We start from the raw sequence: 14,769 nt of genomic DNA, 5'->3' as shown, positions 1-14,769 counted from the left end.
CGTGCGTGAGCAGGCAGAAGCGCAGGGTCGCCTAGAGTCGGCGGCCGCTGCGGCGTCGGCGCACGGCGATGACGCTCGGAGCGAGCGTCAGAGTTGCGGTGGCGGCCGAAGGCATGCCGCGACGATAGCGCGCTCGTCGCGGCATGCGCAAATCCGCTCCGTCACGCAGAGGCGGCAGAGGGCAACGGTGCGGCGAAGAAGGCGAGCTCGTGGGCACTCGACACCTCGAACGCTCTGAGCATCCGAGCCCGTATGGCCGGGGAGGCGGTCGCCGCTGCGGCCGAGGCAAGGGCGATCGCCTGATCAGTGGCGTCCTCGAACGCCGGGTCCGCGTAGGTGGCGAGCCAGGAGGCGTACGGATGCCGGGGATCCCGCGCATAGTCGCCGAAATCCCCGGCGTGCAGGCGCTGCCCGAGGTCGGTGTAGAGCCAGAAGCACGGCAGCACCGCCGCGACGAGTTCGGCGTAGTCACCGCCGAACGCCACGGAGCGCAGGTGGTCGAGGTAGGCGACGGTCGCCGGAGCGGGAGCGACCGAGAACATCGCCGCATCCACGCCCTCCCCCGGAGTCAGCCACGACGCATGCAGCTCGAGCTCGCCGATGATCGCCCCCTCGGCCGAGCGCGCCCAGAACGCCTGCTCGTGCGGCGTGGGAGCGAGGCGTGAGGCTTCGGCGAGCACACGGGCGTACTCGCGGAGGTACAGCGCGTCCTGCGCGAGGTAGAACAGGAACGGCTCCCGAGCGAGAGTGCCGTCGGCCAGTCCGCGGATGAAGGGGAGGTCGTCGATCCCCGCCCTCACGTCGGCTGTGTGCGCCCACCACGCGGCCCGGATCTGCTCCGGCGTCGGTCTCGTCTCGAGCCCACCGCGCTCCCACAGCCCTGCGAAATGGCTGACCGGTCCGTGGCCGCGTCCGACGTGCAGTGGCTCGCTCTCGCGCAGTGACTCGCGAAGCCACGCCCGAGTCGAGGCGACGGCGTCGACGGCCGTCTCGCCACGAGCGAGGCGAGTGGCCAGCGCGGACGAGAGCGAGCACCCGGTGCCGTGGGTGTTCGCGGTGCGGATCCGACTGCCCTGGTACTCCCGCCGCACTCCCCCGGCGGCGTCCACGAGCGCATCGGGGACGTCCTCTCCGGCGAGGTGACCGCCCTTGACGAGAACTGCCACCCCGATCGCCGTCGACAGATCCCCCGCTGCGGCGAGCGCATCGTCCCACCCCGAGATCGTCCGCCCGGCCAGCACGGCGAGCTCACCGAGATTGGGCGTCACGACGTGTGCACGCCGAAGGAGCTCGCGCAACGCCGCCTCGGCATCCTGATCGAGCAGCCTGTCGCCGCTGGTGGCGACCATGACCGGATCGAGCACGACGATGGGCGGCTGAACCGCATCGAGCCAGTCGGCGACCGTGCGGATGACGTCGGCGTTCGCGAGCATCCCGATCTTGACCGCGTCGATGACGATGTCGTCGGAGATCGCGTCGAGCTGCTCGCGCAAGAAGGTCGCAGGCGGCACGTGAACACCCTGCACACCGGTGGTGTTCTGAGCGGTCAGCGCGGTGAGCGCCGCCATGCCGTAACCGCCGTTCGCGGCGATCGACTTGAGATCGGCCTGGATGCCCGCTCCACCGGACGGGTCGCTCCCGGCGATGCTGAGCACGCGCGGCGTTCCGGCCGCGCGCCAACGACGCACGAATATCGCTGCGGTCTCGGCCGGGTCCGCGGCCGCGCACAGCGCCGAGACCACGGCGAGCCCGGCCGCCCCCGCAGTCCGCAGCCGCTCGGTGTCGTCGATCGCCACGCCTCCGATCGCCACGCACGGGAGCGTGGTCGTCTCGACGAGTGCTCGGAATCCCTCGACGCCGAGGGCCGGCGGATGGTCGGGCTTGGTGCTGGTGGGGCGGATGACGCCGACGCCCAGGTAGTCGACCGTGCCGGGCGGCAGCGCGCGCACGGCCTCGAAGTGCTCTCGACTGTTCGCCGTGAGGCCGATGAGCGCCTCGACGCCCAGAGCCTCTCGCGCGCGCAGCACCGAGGCATCCCCCTGCCCGAGATGCACGCCGTCGACCCGCGCGCCCTGCTCACGCGCGGCGAGGGCAGCGTCCAGCCGGTCGTTCACGACCAGCAGCGCTCGACCGTCGATCACGCGGGAGAGCTCGACGAGCTGCGCCGTGATCTCGGCATCCGTCGCCGTCTTATCCCGCAGCTGCACGATCCGCACTCCCCCGTCGACGGCACGGCGGACGGTCTCGACCACACCGCGTTCCCCGCAGAGATCCGGGTCGGTGACCAGGTACAGCGAGAGGTCCGCGATCACAGCGCACGCTCCTCGACGCGGGCCGCAGCGGCGAGGTCGTGCGGCTGCACCGACGCGAGCGCATCGAGAAGCTCGACCGCGAAGCTGCCGGGACCCGAGGCCCGTGCGGCGGCGCGCTCCGCGGCGATCGTGTACACCAGGCTCGCCGCCGCGACGGCGGTCAGCGGATCGGTCCCGGCCGTGCGGGCGGTCCCGAGGAAGGCTGCCATGACGGCGCCCAGTGCACACCCTCCGCCGGTGACCCTGGTGAGGAGTTCGTCGCCGTTCGCGACCCGTACGACGCGCCGCCCGTCGGTGATCAGGTCCACGGGGCCCGAGACGGCGACGACCGAGCCGTGACGGGCCGCGAGTGCCAGAGCGGCGTCGGAGGCGGCATCCGTGGTGTCGGTGGCATCGACCCCGCGCCCTCCGGCGGTGACCCCTGCGAGTGCGAGGATCTCGGAGGCGTTGCCGCGGATCGCCGTGGGGCGCGACACGACGAGATCGTCCGCGAGCGCCGTGCGCACGGGCAGCGACCCGATCGCGACCGGATCGAGCACCCAGGGAGTGCCTGCCGCGGTGGCACCGGCGACGGCTTCGAGACTCGCGGCCCGCTGCTCGGGCGTCGGAGTCCCGAGGTTGATCAGCACTCCGGACGCGACGCCCGCGAAGAGACCCGCCTCGTCGACGATGTCGACCATCGCGGGCGCTGCCCCGAGAGCGAGCAGCACGTTGGCCGTGAAGCCCGTGACGACGGTGTTGGTGATGCAGTGGGTCAGCGGTGGTGACTCACGGAGCGCGGACAGCAGCTCGGCGGCCGAGGCCACCAGGGTCGATTCGGATTCTGGACGCAGACGATCGCTCAATGCGACATCCCTTCGCTAGTACGAACTAGATCAGGTTCGACGGGTCTGTTCTCAGCCGCGGATGCGGCACCCCGTGTCACTGCTCGCAGTCTAGCGACGACCGTCTCTCAGCCGAGCAGCTGAAGCAGCGCGAGTTCGTCGGCGCGGGTCAGACCCGCTCGACGGTCACGATCGACGCCTCGGTCCTGTTCGTCCAGCACGACGCTCGCGACGATGTCGTCGAGCGTTCGCAGCGCGCCCCCTGCGTTGCGGTAGCGCGCGTTGGCACGAGTCATGAAGCCGGTCATCTCAGCGGGCAGCCAGAGGGGCAGCGAGCGCTCCCCCGCCCAGTACGCGACGCCGTTCTCGACCAGCCACGCGTCGTCGGCCGTCACCGTGTCGCCGCGGTGCCCGACGCTCCGCCGGACGGTCGCGAGAACCTCGTCGAAAGGGTATCGGTCGCCGATCGCGTCGATCACGCCGGTCGCAGACGTCGTGACGATGAACTCCGCCAGATCGTCGACGTCGATCACCTGCACGCTGCGCCCCTCGGTGCGCGGGAGCAGCACGCGAGCATCCTCTGCGCGCAGAAAGGCCGCCGCCCAGTAGCCGAATCGATCGCTCGGGTCTCCGCCGCCGACGATCAACCCCGGTCGCACGATCAGCGCTCGGTCACCGAGCGTGCGCACCGCATGCTCCGCGGCCACCTTCTGCGCACCGTAGTCATACTCGTCACCCGGTCGCGCCGGCGCATGCAGAGGAGCCGTCTCGTCGGCGCCGATCGTCGCATCGTCGGAATACACCGACACCGACGAGACGAAGGTCCATCGAGCGGCCCTCGCGCCGAGCGCGGCCACCGCTGCCTCGACGTGCCCGGAGTTCGATGAGACATCGATCACGTGATCCCAGTCGCGCTCCGCCACCGCGTCGTAGGCGCGCGGATCATCACGATCAGACAGCACCAGGCTGGCGCCCTCGGGCGAGGGGCGTTCGCCGCGCGCGAGGCACATCACGGTGGCACCGTTCAGCAACATCCTGCGAGCGATACGTCCCGACAACCAGCCCGTTCCGCCGAGGATCAACACATCAGTCATGCGCCCATGCCATCAGCATCGGCGTGAAACGGGAAGGCGTTCCGCTTACGGCGGAGGAGGGCCTCCCCGGGACGGTCCAGAACTCGCGTCCGCGAACCGCATCCCAGCCCGGGATGCGGCTCGCGTGCGGGTGGATCAGTCGCGCAGTGTCGCGCCGAAGCGCTCCGCGGCGACGGCGACTCCGGCAAGCTTCGCCGCGGTGGCCTCCGCCGCGGTGAGCGTGCGATCATCGGCACGGAATCGAAGCGCGAAGGTGAGGCTCTTCTCGCCGTCTGCGACGCCCTCACCGCGATAGTCGTCGACCAGACGGACGGCCTCGAGCAGCGCGCCGGATCCCTCCTCGAGAGCGGCGCGGACGTCGCCCGCGGGCACATCGGCGCCGAGCACCAGCGACACGTCCTGCGTGGCCGCCGGGAACGTCGACAGCGATGCGGCGACCGCACGCTGACCGGCCAGCGCGAGGATGCCGTCGAGGTCGACCTCGATCACCGTGGCGCGACCGGGCAGGTCCGCACCGGCTGCGACGTCAGGATGCAGTTCGCCGAGGTACCCGACCTCGACCTCGCCGACGCTGAGCACACCGGTGCGTCCCGGATGCAGTGCAGAGCGCTCCCCCTGTGCGATATCGATGTCGACGCCCGCGGCCGCTCCGATCACACGCACCGCGTCGAGCGCCTCGGAGAGTCCGGAAGGCTCGGCGTCACGGCCAGGCTGACGGGAGCTCACATTTCCCGTCAGCAGCGCCGCGACGTGGCGGTTCTGCGGCGGGATCGACGCGTTCAGCTCGGCGAGAGTCTCATCGGACGGTCGGACGCCGAGCGGAGGGACATCGTCGGTGCCGTACTCGACCCCGGGCTCCGGCAGGAAGACCACTCCGGTCTCGAACAGCGCCAGATCGGTGAGCCCTCGCGAGATGTTGCGGTGCGCGATCTGCAGCAGACCCGGGATCAGCGAGCGACGGAGGAAAGGCGCGGATCCGTCGAGCGCGTTGGCGAGGCGGATGCTCGGCAGGTGCTCGCCCGATGCCGAACCATGACGATCGTTCTCAGCCTCGGTCGTGAACGGGAAGGACGGCGTCTCGACGAAGCCGGCGGCTGCGAGAGCGTTCGCGACGCGGCGGCGCCCCTGCTGGTGCGGCGTCAGACCGCGCCCTGACGGCGGGGTCGGCAGCACCGAGGGGATGCGGTCGAGTCCGTGGATGCGGGCGACCTCCTCGGCGAGCGACCACCTGTCGGTGAGGTCGGGACGCCAGGTCGGCGGGATCACGGTCCAGCCGGCATCCGTCTCCGCGACATCGGCTCCGATCATCGTGAGCGCGCTCTCGATCTCGGCGTCCGTGTAATCGACGCCGATGAGTCCCTGGACGAAGCCGCTCGGCAGCTCGATGTCGGCGACGAAGACTTCGGTGAACAGCGCACCACCCTCGTCGGTGAGTGCGCCGCCTGCGAGCTCGACCATCAGGTCGGCCGCGCGACGCGCCGCGACGAAGGGGATGAGCGGGTCGACGCCACGCTCGAACCGCTTGGACGCCTCGCTGGGAAGCTTGTGACGGCGAGCGGTGCGGGCGATCGTCACGGGATCGAATGTCGCCGCCTCGATCAGCACGTTCCTCGTCGTCTCGCTCATCTCGGTCGTGCCGCCGCCCATGACACCGGCGAGGCCGATCGGACCCGAGTCGTCGGTGATGAGCAGGTCCTCGACGTGGAGCGTGCGCTCCTGTCCGTCGAGGGTCGTCATCTTCTCTCCGGGAGTCGCCCGTCGCACCGTGATGCCGCCGGTGAGCCGGTCGAGGTCGTATCCGTGCAGCGGCTGCCCGAGTTCGAGCATCACATAGTTCGTGATGTCGATCAGGATGCCGAGCGAGCGCATGCCGGCGAGCGAGAGTCGTGCGATCATCCACGGCGGGGTCGGACGCGCGGGATCGACCCCGCGCACGACGCGGGTGACGAACTCGCTCGCGCCAATCCGGCCACGGACGGGTGCTGAGTCGTCGACGATCGCCGTGTGGCCGGATCCGGGCTGCAGTTCGGCGAAGTCGCGCTCGGCGGGGTCACGGAAGGTCGCGCCCGTGGCGTGCGAGTACTCGCGAGCCACGCCGCGCAGCGAGAACGCGTAGCCGCGGTCGGGCGTGACGTTGATCTCGACGGCCACGTCGTCGAGGCCGAGCAGGGCGATCGCGTCGGTTCCCACGGGGGCGTCGATCCCCAGCTGCGACAGGACCAGGATGCCGTTGTGCTCGTCGCCGAGACCGAGTTCACGCGCAGAGGCGATCATGCCGTCGGACACGTGCCCATAGGTCTTGCGGGCCGCGATCGGGAAGGGTCCGGGCAGCACGGCACCGGGCAGAGTGACGACGACCTTGTCGCCCACGACGAAGTTGTGGGCACCGCAGACGATGCCGCGGACACCCCCATGCTCCTCGCCGACGTCGACCTGGCACCAGTTGATGGTCTTGCCGTTCGACTGGGGCTCCGGCTCGAGGGAGACGACCTGGCCCACCACTACGGGACCTTCGACCTCGAAGCCGTGGAGGTCCTCCTCCTCGAAGCCGACGGAGACCATCGCCTCGAAGACGTCTTCGGGCGACGCGTCGGCCGCCAGATCCACGTATTCACGCAACCACGAAAGCGGGACGCGCATCACACCACCATCCCGTACTGCTCGCTGAATCGGACATCGCCCTCGGCCATGTCGCGCATGTCCTGGACATCGCTGCGGAACATGAGCGCGCGCTCGACGCCCATGCCGAAGGCGAACCCGCTGTAGACATCGGGGTCGATGCCCGCTGCCCGCAGGACGTTGGGGTTGACCATGCCGCAGCCACCCCACTCGATCCAGCGCGCGCCGCCCTTGAAGGTCGGGTGCCACAGGTCGAGTTCGGCCGACGGCTCGGTGAAGGGGAAGAAGTTCGTGCGGAAACGCGTCTTCGCCTCGGGCCCGAAGAGCTGACGGGCGACATGGTCGAGGGTGCCCTTGAGGTGCGCCATCGAGATGCCCTTGTCGATCACCAGTCCCTCGAACTGTGTGAACACCGGCAGGTGCGTGGCGTCGAACTCATCGGTGCGATAGACGCGCCCCGGGCAGAGCACGTAGATCGGAAGCTCGCGGTCGAGCATGGAGCGCACCTGGACGGGGCTCGTGTGCGTGCGCATCACGAGGTGGCGTGATGCCGGGTCGACGTAGAAGGTGTCCTGCTCCTGACGAGCGGGGTGATCGACGTCGAAGTTCAACGCGTCGAAGTTGAACCACTCGTGCTCGAGCTCGGGCCCCTCGGCGATCTCCCACCCCATGCCGACGAAGATGTCGGAGATCTGCTCGCTGAGCAGGGTGAGCGGATGCCGGGCGCCGACGCGCGTGCGGGACGGGACAGCGGTGATGTCGACACGCTCGGCTTCGAGGCGGGCTTCGACCTCCGCTGCAGCGAGTTCAGCCTCTTTGGTCGCCAGCGCCTTGGTCACCTGACCGCGACCCTGCCCGACCAGCTTGCCGAAGGCCGCTTTGTTCTCGGGCGCCACCTGACGCATCGACGCGTTGAGGACCGCCAACGGCGATCCCTCCGCAACATGCGCGGCGCGGGCCGTCTTCAACTCAGCGGTGTCGCGTGCCGCGGCGATGGCGTCGAGCGCCGCAGCGACAGCGGCTTCGACCGCTTCGGGGGTGATTTCGAGTGACTCAGACACGAGAAAGGAGTCTACCGGCGCGAGGCTGTCGCCCCGCGCCGGTCAGACATCAGTTCGTGCCCGATCCGTCTCCGCCGCCGGTGCCACCCGCGCCGGTGCCGTCCGCGAGGCCACCGCCTCCGATACCGCCGCTGAGACCGCTACCGCCGCGCTGCAGGGTGATGAGCTCGGTGTCGGTGCCGTCGCCGTGCTGGCGGGGGTCCCCGGCGCCGCGGATCGCCTGGACCTTGGGCGAGCGCCTCGTGCTGATCTCGACGTAGCGCGCGATCCCCGAGAGGATCAGGCACATGATGATGTAGATGCCGCCGATCACGAACGCCGACTGCAGCACCGGGCGTCCCTGCTGCGAGGTGAGCTGCTTCGCGAAGTAGAGCAGCTCGGGGTACGTGATGATGAACCCGAGCGCGGTGTCCTTGAGGGTGACGACGAGCTGCGCCACGATCACGGGAAGCATCGCTCTGATCGCCTGCGGCAGCAGGATCAGGCTCATCACTCCGCTCTTGCGCAGACCGATCGCGTAGCCCGCCTCCTTCTGACCGCGGGGCAGCGATTCGACGCCGGCGCGCAGCACCTCGGCGAGCACGGAACCGTTGTAGGCCATCAGCGCGAGGACGACGGCCCAGTACGGATCCATCTTGACCCCGATGACCGGCAGACCGTAGTACAGCAGCATCATCAGCACCAGCACCGGAACGGCACGGAAGACCTCGGTGATGACCGTCACGGGAACCCGCACCCAGGCGTGGTCCGACAGGCGGCCGATCGCGAGGACGAACCCGACGATCAGGCTGAGCAGACCGGCTGCCGCGAACGCGGCGAGAGTGCGCCCGAGCGCCTCGAGGATCTGCTCCCAGACGGCGCTGAAGGTGAACACGTACCACCGAGAGGCGTCGAACTGGCCGCTCTCGTAGAACCGGTAGCCGATGAATCCGAGCAGAAGGAGCACCACGACGACCGTCCCCACACCGAGGAATCGGTTGCGCAGGATCGCCTTGGGGCCGGGGACGTCGTACAGGACGGAAGTCATCGCGCGATCCTCCACTTGTTCTCGAGATATCGCTGCAGCCAGCTGAGCAGCAGGACCAGGGCGACGAAGATGGCGGCCACCCACAGCAGGACCACGAGGGCGTTCTCCCCGCGCTCGCTGAGGTAGGAGCGGATGGCGCCGAGCTCGAGGATCGAGAAGCCTGCGGCGACGGTGGTGTTCTTGAGCAACGCGATGAACACGCTCATCATCGGCGGCACGACCGATCGGAACGCCTGTGGAAGCACGACGAGGGTCATCACCTGGCCGAACGGCAGCCCGATGGCACGGGCCGCCTCGGCCTGTCCGACCGGGACCGTGTTGATGCCGGCCCGGAGGACTTCAGCGACATAGGTGGCCGTGTAGATGCCGATCGCGAGGATGCCGAGCACCGTGGTGCTCAACTTCGGCATCCCGAGCTGGGGGTAACCGAAGATGAAGAAGAAGAAGACGAGGGTCAGCGGGGTGTTGCGGATCAGGTTGACGTAGACCGTGCCCACGCCGCGGGCGATGGGGATGGGCGAGACGCGCATGGCCCCGACGATGATCCCGATGACGAGCGCGAGCACCGCGCCGCCGAAGAAGATCATCAGGGTGTTCCCGAGCGCTCTTCCCCAGAGATCGGTGTTGCCGAAGATGACGTCCACGCCGCCCTCCCCTTCATGGTGTGAGGAGGGGGCGGCTCGGATGGGCCGCCCCCTCGGGTAGATCAGTCGACTGCGGGCTGGCTGACTTCGATGCCCGACGATCCGAGGTTCGCGTCGAAGATCGCCTGCCAGATGTCACCGCCGTCGGTGAACAGCGTGTTGATGTGCTCCTGCAGCGCGGCGTCGTCCTTCGCGAGGCCGACGCCATAGCGCTCCTCCGTGAAGGGCTCTCCGACGACCATGAGGTTGTCGGGGTCCTGAGCTGCGTAGCCGATCAGGATCGCCTGGTCGGTGGTGACCGCCTGGACCTCACCCGAGAGCAGCGCCTCGACACAGGCCGAGTAGAGGTCGAATTCCTTGGTGGGAACCTCCGGGTAGTTGGTCCGGATGTTCTGGATCGGTGTTGAGCCGGTGGCCGAGCACACCGTGGTGTCGGGGCCGAGGTCGGCCTCGCTCTCGATCTCGCTGTCGGTGCCCACGAGCAGTCCCTGACCCGTGATGAAGTACGGGCCGGCGAACGCGATCTGCTCCTTGCGCTTGTCGGTGATCGAGTACGTGCCGACGTAGTAGTCGATGTCGCCGTTCACGATCGCCTGCTCGCGGTTGGCCGAGGCGATCGCCTTGAACTCGATCTTGTCCTCGTCGTAGCCGAGCGAGGCTGCGATCCAGCGCGCGATGTCGACGTCGAAGCCGGTGCGCTCGTCGGTCGTGACGTCGAGGTAGCCGAGACCCGGCTGGTCCTCCTTGACGCCGATGATCACCTTGTCGCGATCCTGGATGGTGTCGAACGTCGGGCTGCCCTCGAGCTCCACGTCGCTGGCGACCTCGAACCACGTCGAGTCCTCGCCGCCCTCGTCGCCGCCGGTGCCTCCGCCGGGGTTGGACGGGCTTCCGCTGTTGCAGGCGGTCAGGGCGAGCAGCGCTGCTGTTGCGATCCCGATTCCTGCCAGTGTCCGTGTGCGTCGCATGTGCGTCTCCTTCGTGTGCTGTGTGTGCAAGGTCTGTATGAGTCGTGGGGAGGGCGATCCCTCTGTCAGTGCGTGAGCAGCTTCGAGAGGAAGTCCTTGGCGCGGTCGCTCTTCGGGTTCGTGAAGAACTCCTCGGGAGTCGCCTCCTCGACGATGCGTCCGTCGGCCATGAAGACGACGCGGTTGGCTGCCTTTCGCGCGAAGCCCATCTCATGGGTGACGACGATCATCGTCATGCCGTCTCGCGCGAGCTCGACCATCACGTCGAGGACCTCGTTGATCATCTCCGGGTCGAGCGCGCTGGTGGGCTCGTCGAAGAGCATCACCTTGGGCTGCATGGCGAGAGCGCGGGCGATGGCCACACGCTGCTGCTGCCCTCCGGAGAGCTGGGCGGGCAGCTTCGAGGCCTGCTGGGCGACGCCGACGCGATCGAGGAGCAGCATCGCCTCCTTCTCGGCATCCGCCTTCTTCAGCCCTCGTACCTTGATCGGACCGAGTGTGATGTTCTCGAGGATCGTGAGGTGCGCGAAGAGGTTGAACGACTGGAAGACCATCCCGACGTCGGCACGAAGGTGCGCGAGCCCCTTGCCCTCGGCCGGAAGCGCCTTGCCGTCGATGCTGATCGTGCCGCTCGTGATCGTCTCGAGACGGTTGATCGTGCGGCAGAGGGTCGACTTGCCCGAGCCCGACGGGCCGATCACGACGACCACCTCCCCCGCGTTGACCGTCAGGTCGATATCGGTCAGCGCCTGGAAGTCGCCGTAGTGCTTCTGCACGTTGTCCACCACGACGAGGGGTTCACCAGAGGTCATCATTGCTCCAAACTACCCAGGCGATCGGATCGCCTCCAGGCAGACTCTTCGAGATTTACACGTTCGTAATGGCGGGTACAAGAGGGTGGCGTCCGAAAAGGGAGTGCCCCACGGTCCGCCCCCGCGAACCGTGGGGGCGTTCCTGCCGTCTCGCTCCTCCCCCGAGGGATACGGGACGACAAGCCTCCGATCGGATGCGATCGCCGTCCGAGCCGAGCGAAGAGCCGAGCACTCGCCTGCATGAAGGGCGCGAGCTCTGTGGCATCTGAATTCTCCGTCGAATCTTCTGCGATCGATCCCCACATTGGCAGAGCGCGCGGCCGCAGCGAGAGCTTCTTGAGGATTTCTTGAGCGGTCAGTCCCGTTGATCGCGGTAGTAGTCGACGGCTCCGGGGTGAAGAGGGACAGGACCGGTGAAGATCGCCTGCGTTCGATCGAGCAGCGCAGCCATCGGCACGCTCTGCGCGATGCTGGTGCGCGCGTCGAACAGACCTGCCACGACATCTCTGACCACTCCCCGAGGAGTCGCCGCCGAGGTCACGAGATAGTTCGGCACCGCCAGCGTGGTCACCGATTCCCCCAGCCCATAGAGTCCGATGGGAAGGTCTGACGAACGATACGCATCGGAGTGTCGCCGGTTGACCTCGTCGACCCAGCTCTGTTCGACGGGGAGCAACCGCACTGGCACCTCCTCAGAGAGAGTCGCGATGCCGGGGGTCGGGATTCCTCCGACCCAGAAGAACGCATCGATCTCGGACCGTTCCAGAGCGTCGATCGACTCGGCGAGATCCAGCCTCCGGTCATCGAGGGAGGCGACGTCGACATCTGCCGCCTCCAGCACTCGACCGGCGATCACGTTGACACCGGAGTTCTCCGCGCCCAGAGAGACGGCGCGACCCGAGAGATCGGCGATGTCGCGGATGTCCGATTCCCCCCGGACGACGATGTGCAGATACTCGTCGTACAGCCGCGCGACGGCCTCGACGGCGAGCGGCTCGTCGAAGGCTCCCGCTCCTGCGACGGCATCCGCTGCCGCGTCACCCTGAGCGAATCCGACGAGTGCCTCCCCCGAGTCGACCCTGAGCAGGTTGTCGACCGATCCCGCGGTCTCCTCTGCTGAGACCTGCACACCGATTCTCGCCGAAAGCTCGTCGGCGAGACTCGAACCGTATGCGAAGTAGACGCCGTCGGCTCCTCCCCCGGCGACCGTGTGATCGCCCGCCGTCCACTCGTCCGAGCGGGTCGCGCACGCGGTCATCGAGGCGGCGAGGCTCGCTGCGAGCATCGTCGCCATCAGCCGTCTGAACAGGGTCGATCGTCTCACCGCGATCACTCCGCAGCTCCGTCCGGCAGCACGAGCGTGACGATCAGTCCACCGTCCTCGGGGGAATCCACGCTCAGCCCGCCACCGATGACCTCGAGAAGGTCCGTCGCGATGGCGAGACCCAGTCCCGATCCCGGCTTGTCGGAGACGTCGTCACCCCGCCAGAACCTCCCTGTCGCCGCTGCCGCCGCGTCCACCGCGAGTCCGGGCCCCTGATCCCTCACCCTGAGCAGGCACAGGGATTCGGAGCGGGCGGTCTCGACCTCGATGGCCGAGTCGGCCGGCGAGTACTTCACGGCGTTGTCGATGACGGCGTCCACAGCACTTTCCACGATCGTCCTGTCGGTCACGCTCATCACGGGTGCGCTTCCCCTCATCGTGATGGTGATGCCCTGCTGCGCCGCGACCTCGTGCCAGGCATCCACCCGACGGGAAGCGAGCGTGGTGAGGTCGACGGCCGAGATGGTCGAGTCGGGGCGACCGCCTCGAGCGAGACCGAGCAGCGTCTCGAGGATGCGTGTCATACGCCGCCCTTCTTCGCGTGTCTCCTCGATGTCGTGCGTCCAGTCCTGCCCCAGCCCGGTGGCGAGATGCTCGACCCGCAGCAGGAGTGCGTTCAACGGGTTGCGCAGCTCGTGCGAGGCGTTCACCGCGAACTCCTGCTGGCGGGTCATGACCCGTTCGATCTCGTCGGCCATGCCGTTGAAGACCCGTGTCATGCGACGCAGTTCCGGCGGTCCGGTGTCCTCCGCCACACGCGTGTCCATCGCGCCGCGTTCGATGGCCACCATCGCCTCGTCAAGCCGCCGGACGGGCGCGAGCACCCATCGTGCCAGGCGGAAGACCAGCAGGACGCCGACGACGATCGACAGCATCGCCACCGACGAGAGAAGGAGGATCTGCTGGACGATCTGGGTCTTCGGGGCCTCGACGTCGGCCGACACCATCACAGCGCCGATGACGTCTCCGTCATCGAAGACGGGTTCGACGACGGCGGACCGTGTCGCACTCCACGGCAGCACGGGAGCCGGAGGCTCGGCGCGACGCCCGGAGAGCGCGAGGCCGACGCGCGCAGCCTGATCGTCGAGAAGCACTTCCGAGTCACCACCACCCGTCGCCCAGGCCGCACCCGAGAGGTCGAAGACGACCACGTCGATGCCGTACACCTCTCCGAAGCGCTGCACTTCCGCGTCGATGACGGTGGGGCTCCCCGACCGCAGCGCCTGACGCGCGCTGGTGACGAAGTATCCGAGATCGCCCAGCTGCTGTGTGTAGAACGCCTGCTGAATGCTGCGTGTCGCGCTCCATGCCGCGGCGCCACCCAGCGACACGAGGATCGCCACGAGTGGCACGAGGAAGACGACGATCAGGCGCCTGCGCATGACGGTGTCATCCCGCCAGTCGATAGCCGACGCCGCGCACGGTCTCGATGACCCCGCGCTGCCCGGTCTTCTTGCGGATCGCCCCGACGTGCACCTCGAGCGAATGCCCGAATCCTCGCCAGTCCGTGTTCCACACCTCACGGATCAGGCGCTCCTTGGGCACAGCCACCCCGGGATAGCGTGCGAGCACGGCCACGATGTCGAACTCCTTGCGCGTCAACTCGATCGGCGACCGGTCCACGAGCACCTGACGCCCCGCGAGATCGATCTCCACGGCGCCGCCGTGCAGGATCACACTCGCCTCGGTCTCGGGCCGCACCGGCCGGGATCGACGCGTCACCGCCTCGATGCGCGCCAGCAGCTCATGCACGTCATACGGCTTGACGACGAAGTCGTCGGCACCCGCGCGCAGGCCCTTGATCCGCTCGGTCACCTGGTTCCGCGCGGTGACGATCACGATCGGCACGTCACTGCGCCCTCGGATGCGGCGGCAGAGATCGATCCCGTCCACATCGGGAAGACCGAGGTCGAGGAGCACCACCTCGGTGTCAGCGCCGATCATCTGCAGAGCAGCAGAACCGTCTGCGGCGCGTGCGGTCGCGTATCCGGAACGTACGAGGAAAGCATCGAGTGCCGCGGCGACGCGCTCGTCGTCTTCCACGATCAGAATCCGCATCGACTCCGGTCCCCTTCTCCTGCTGG

The 14,769-nt window shown here is 68.3% G+C and carries 12 protein-coding genes and 1 riboswitch; all 12 genes read right to left on the bottom strand.

All coding sequences use genetic code 11. The features are described from left to right. Positions 1-161: 161 nt before the first annotated feature. Entirely contained in the window at positions 162-2,312 is a 2,151-nt protein-coding gene (gene thiD / locus ACZZZN_RS04250) for a bifunctional hydroxymethylpyrimidine kinase/phosphomethylpyrimidine kinase (RefSeq protein WP_463503968.1), read from the bottom strand. Then, entirely contained in the window at positions 2,309-3,157 is an 849-nt protein-coding gene (gene thiM / locus ACZZZN_RS04245; protein WP_463503967.1) for a hydroxyethylthiazole kinase, read from the bottom strand. The genes thiD and thiM overlap by 4 nt, the downstream gene beginning before the upstream one ends. Beyond that, positions 3,148-3,241: riboswitch (TPP riboswitch) on the bottom strand. Its footprint overlaps the gene before it by 10 nt. A gap of 23 nt (positions 3,242-3,264) precedes the next feature. Then, entirely contained in the window at positions 3,265-4,230 is a 966-nt protein-coding gene (locus tag ACZZZN_RS04240) for an NAD-dependent epimerase/dehydratase family protein (protein WP_463503966.1), read from the bottom strand. 135 nt (positions 4,231-4,365) lie between these two features. Continuing rightward, the gene (gene pheT / locus ACZZZN_RS04235) at positions 4,366-6,870 is read right to left on the bottom strand and encodes a phenylalanine--tRNA ligase subunit beta (protein ID WP_463503965.1); all 2,505 of its coding nucleotides are present in this window, start codon (positions 6,868-6,870) and stop codon (positions 4,366-4,368) included. Beyond that, positions 6,870-7,910, bottom strand: coding sequence for a phenylalanine--tRNA ligase subunit alpha (pheS, locus tag ACZZZN_RS04230; RefSeq protein WP_463503964.1), 1,041 nt, complete (start codon positions 7,908-7,910; stop codon positions 6,870-6,872). Before pheS ends, pheT begins: the two co-directional genes overlap by 1 nt. A gap of 49 nt (positions 7,911-7,959) precedes the next feature. After that, positions 7,960-8,937: an amino acid ABC transporter permease gene (locus ACZZZN_RS04225; protein WP_463503963.1), complete on the bottom strand. Its 978-nt coding sequence runs from the start codon at positions 8,935-8,937 to the stop codon at positions 7,960-7,962. Beyond that, positions 8,934-9,581, bottom strand: a complete 648-nt coding sequence (locus tag ACZZZN_RS04220) for an amino acid ABC transporter permease (protein WP_463503962.1) — start codon at positions 9,579-9,581, stop codon at positions 8,934-8,936. Before ACZZZN_RS04220 ends, ACZZZN_RS04225 begins: the two co-directional genes overlap by 4 nt. 62 nt (positions 9,582-9,643) lie before the next feature. After that, positions 9,644-10,549, bottom strand: coding sequence for a glutamate ABC transporter substrate-binding protein (locus tag ACZZZN_RS04215; protein ID WP_463503961.1), 906 nt, complete (start codon positions 10,547-10,549; stop codon positions 9,644-9,646). A 65-nt stretch (positions 10,550-10,614) separates the two neighbouring features. Continuing rightward, positions 10,615-11,364, bottom strand: a complete 750-nt coding sequence (locus ACZZZN_RS04210) for an amino acid ABC transporter ATP-binding protein (RefSeq protein WP_463503960.1) — start codon at positions 11,362-11,364, stop codon at positions 10,615-10,617. Positions 11,365-11,716: 352 nt separating this feature from the next. Beyond that, positions 11,717-12,655: a TAXI family TRAP transporter solute-binding subunit gene (locus tag ACZZZN_RS04205; protein WP_463503959.1), complete on the bottom strand. Its 939-nt coding sequence runs from the start codon at positions 12,653-12,655 to the stop codon at positions 11,717-11,719. 35 nt (positions 12,656-12,690) lie between these two features. Continuing rightward, complete coding sequence (locus ACZZZN_RS04200; RefSeq protein ID WP_463503958.1) at positions 12,691-14,067, bottom strand: sensor histidine kinase; 1,377 nt, start codon at positions 14,065-14,067, stop codon at positions 12,691-12,693. 7 nt (positions 14,068-14,074) lie between these two features. Further along, entirely contained in the window at positions 14,075-14,743 is a 669-nt protein-coding gene (locus ACZZZN_RS04195) for a response regulator transcription factor (RefSeq protein WP_463503957.1), read from the bottom strand. Positions 14,744-14,769: the final 26 nt, after the last annotated feature.

It is taken from the genome of Microbacterium sp. AC145 (genome assembly GCF_979258505.1).
The sequence above is the reverse complement of the archived record's forward strand: the minus strand, read 5'-3'. Positions and strand labels throughout refer to the sequence as shown.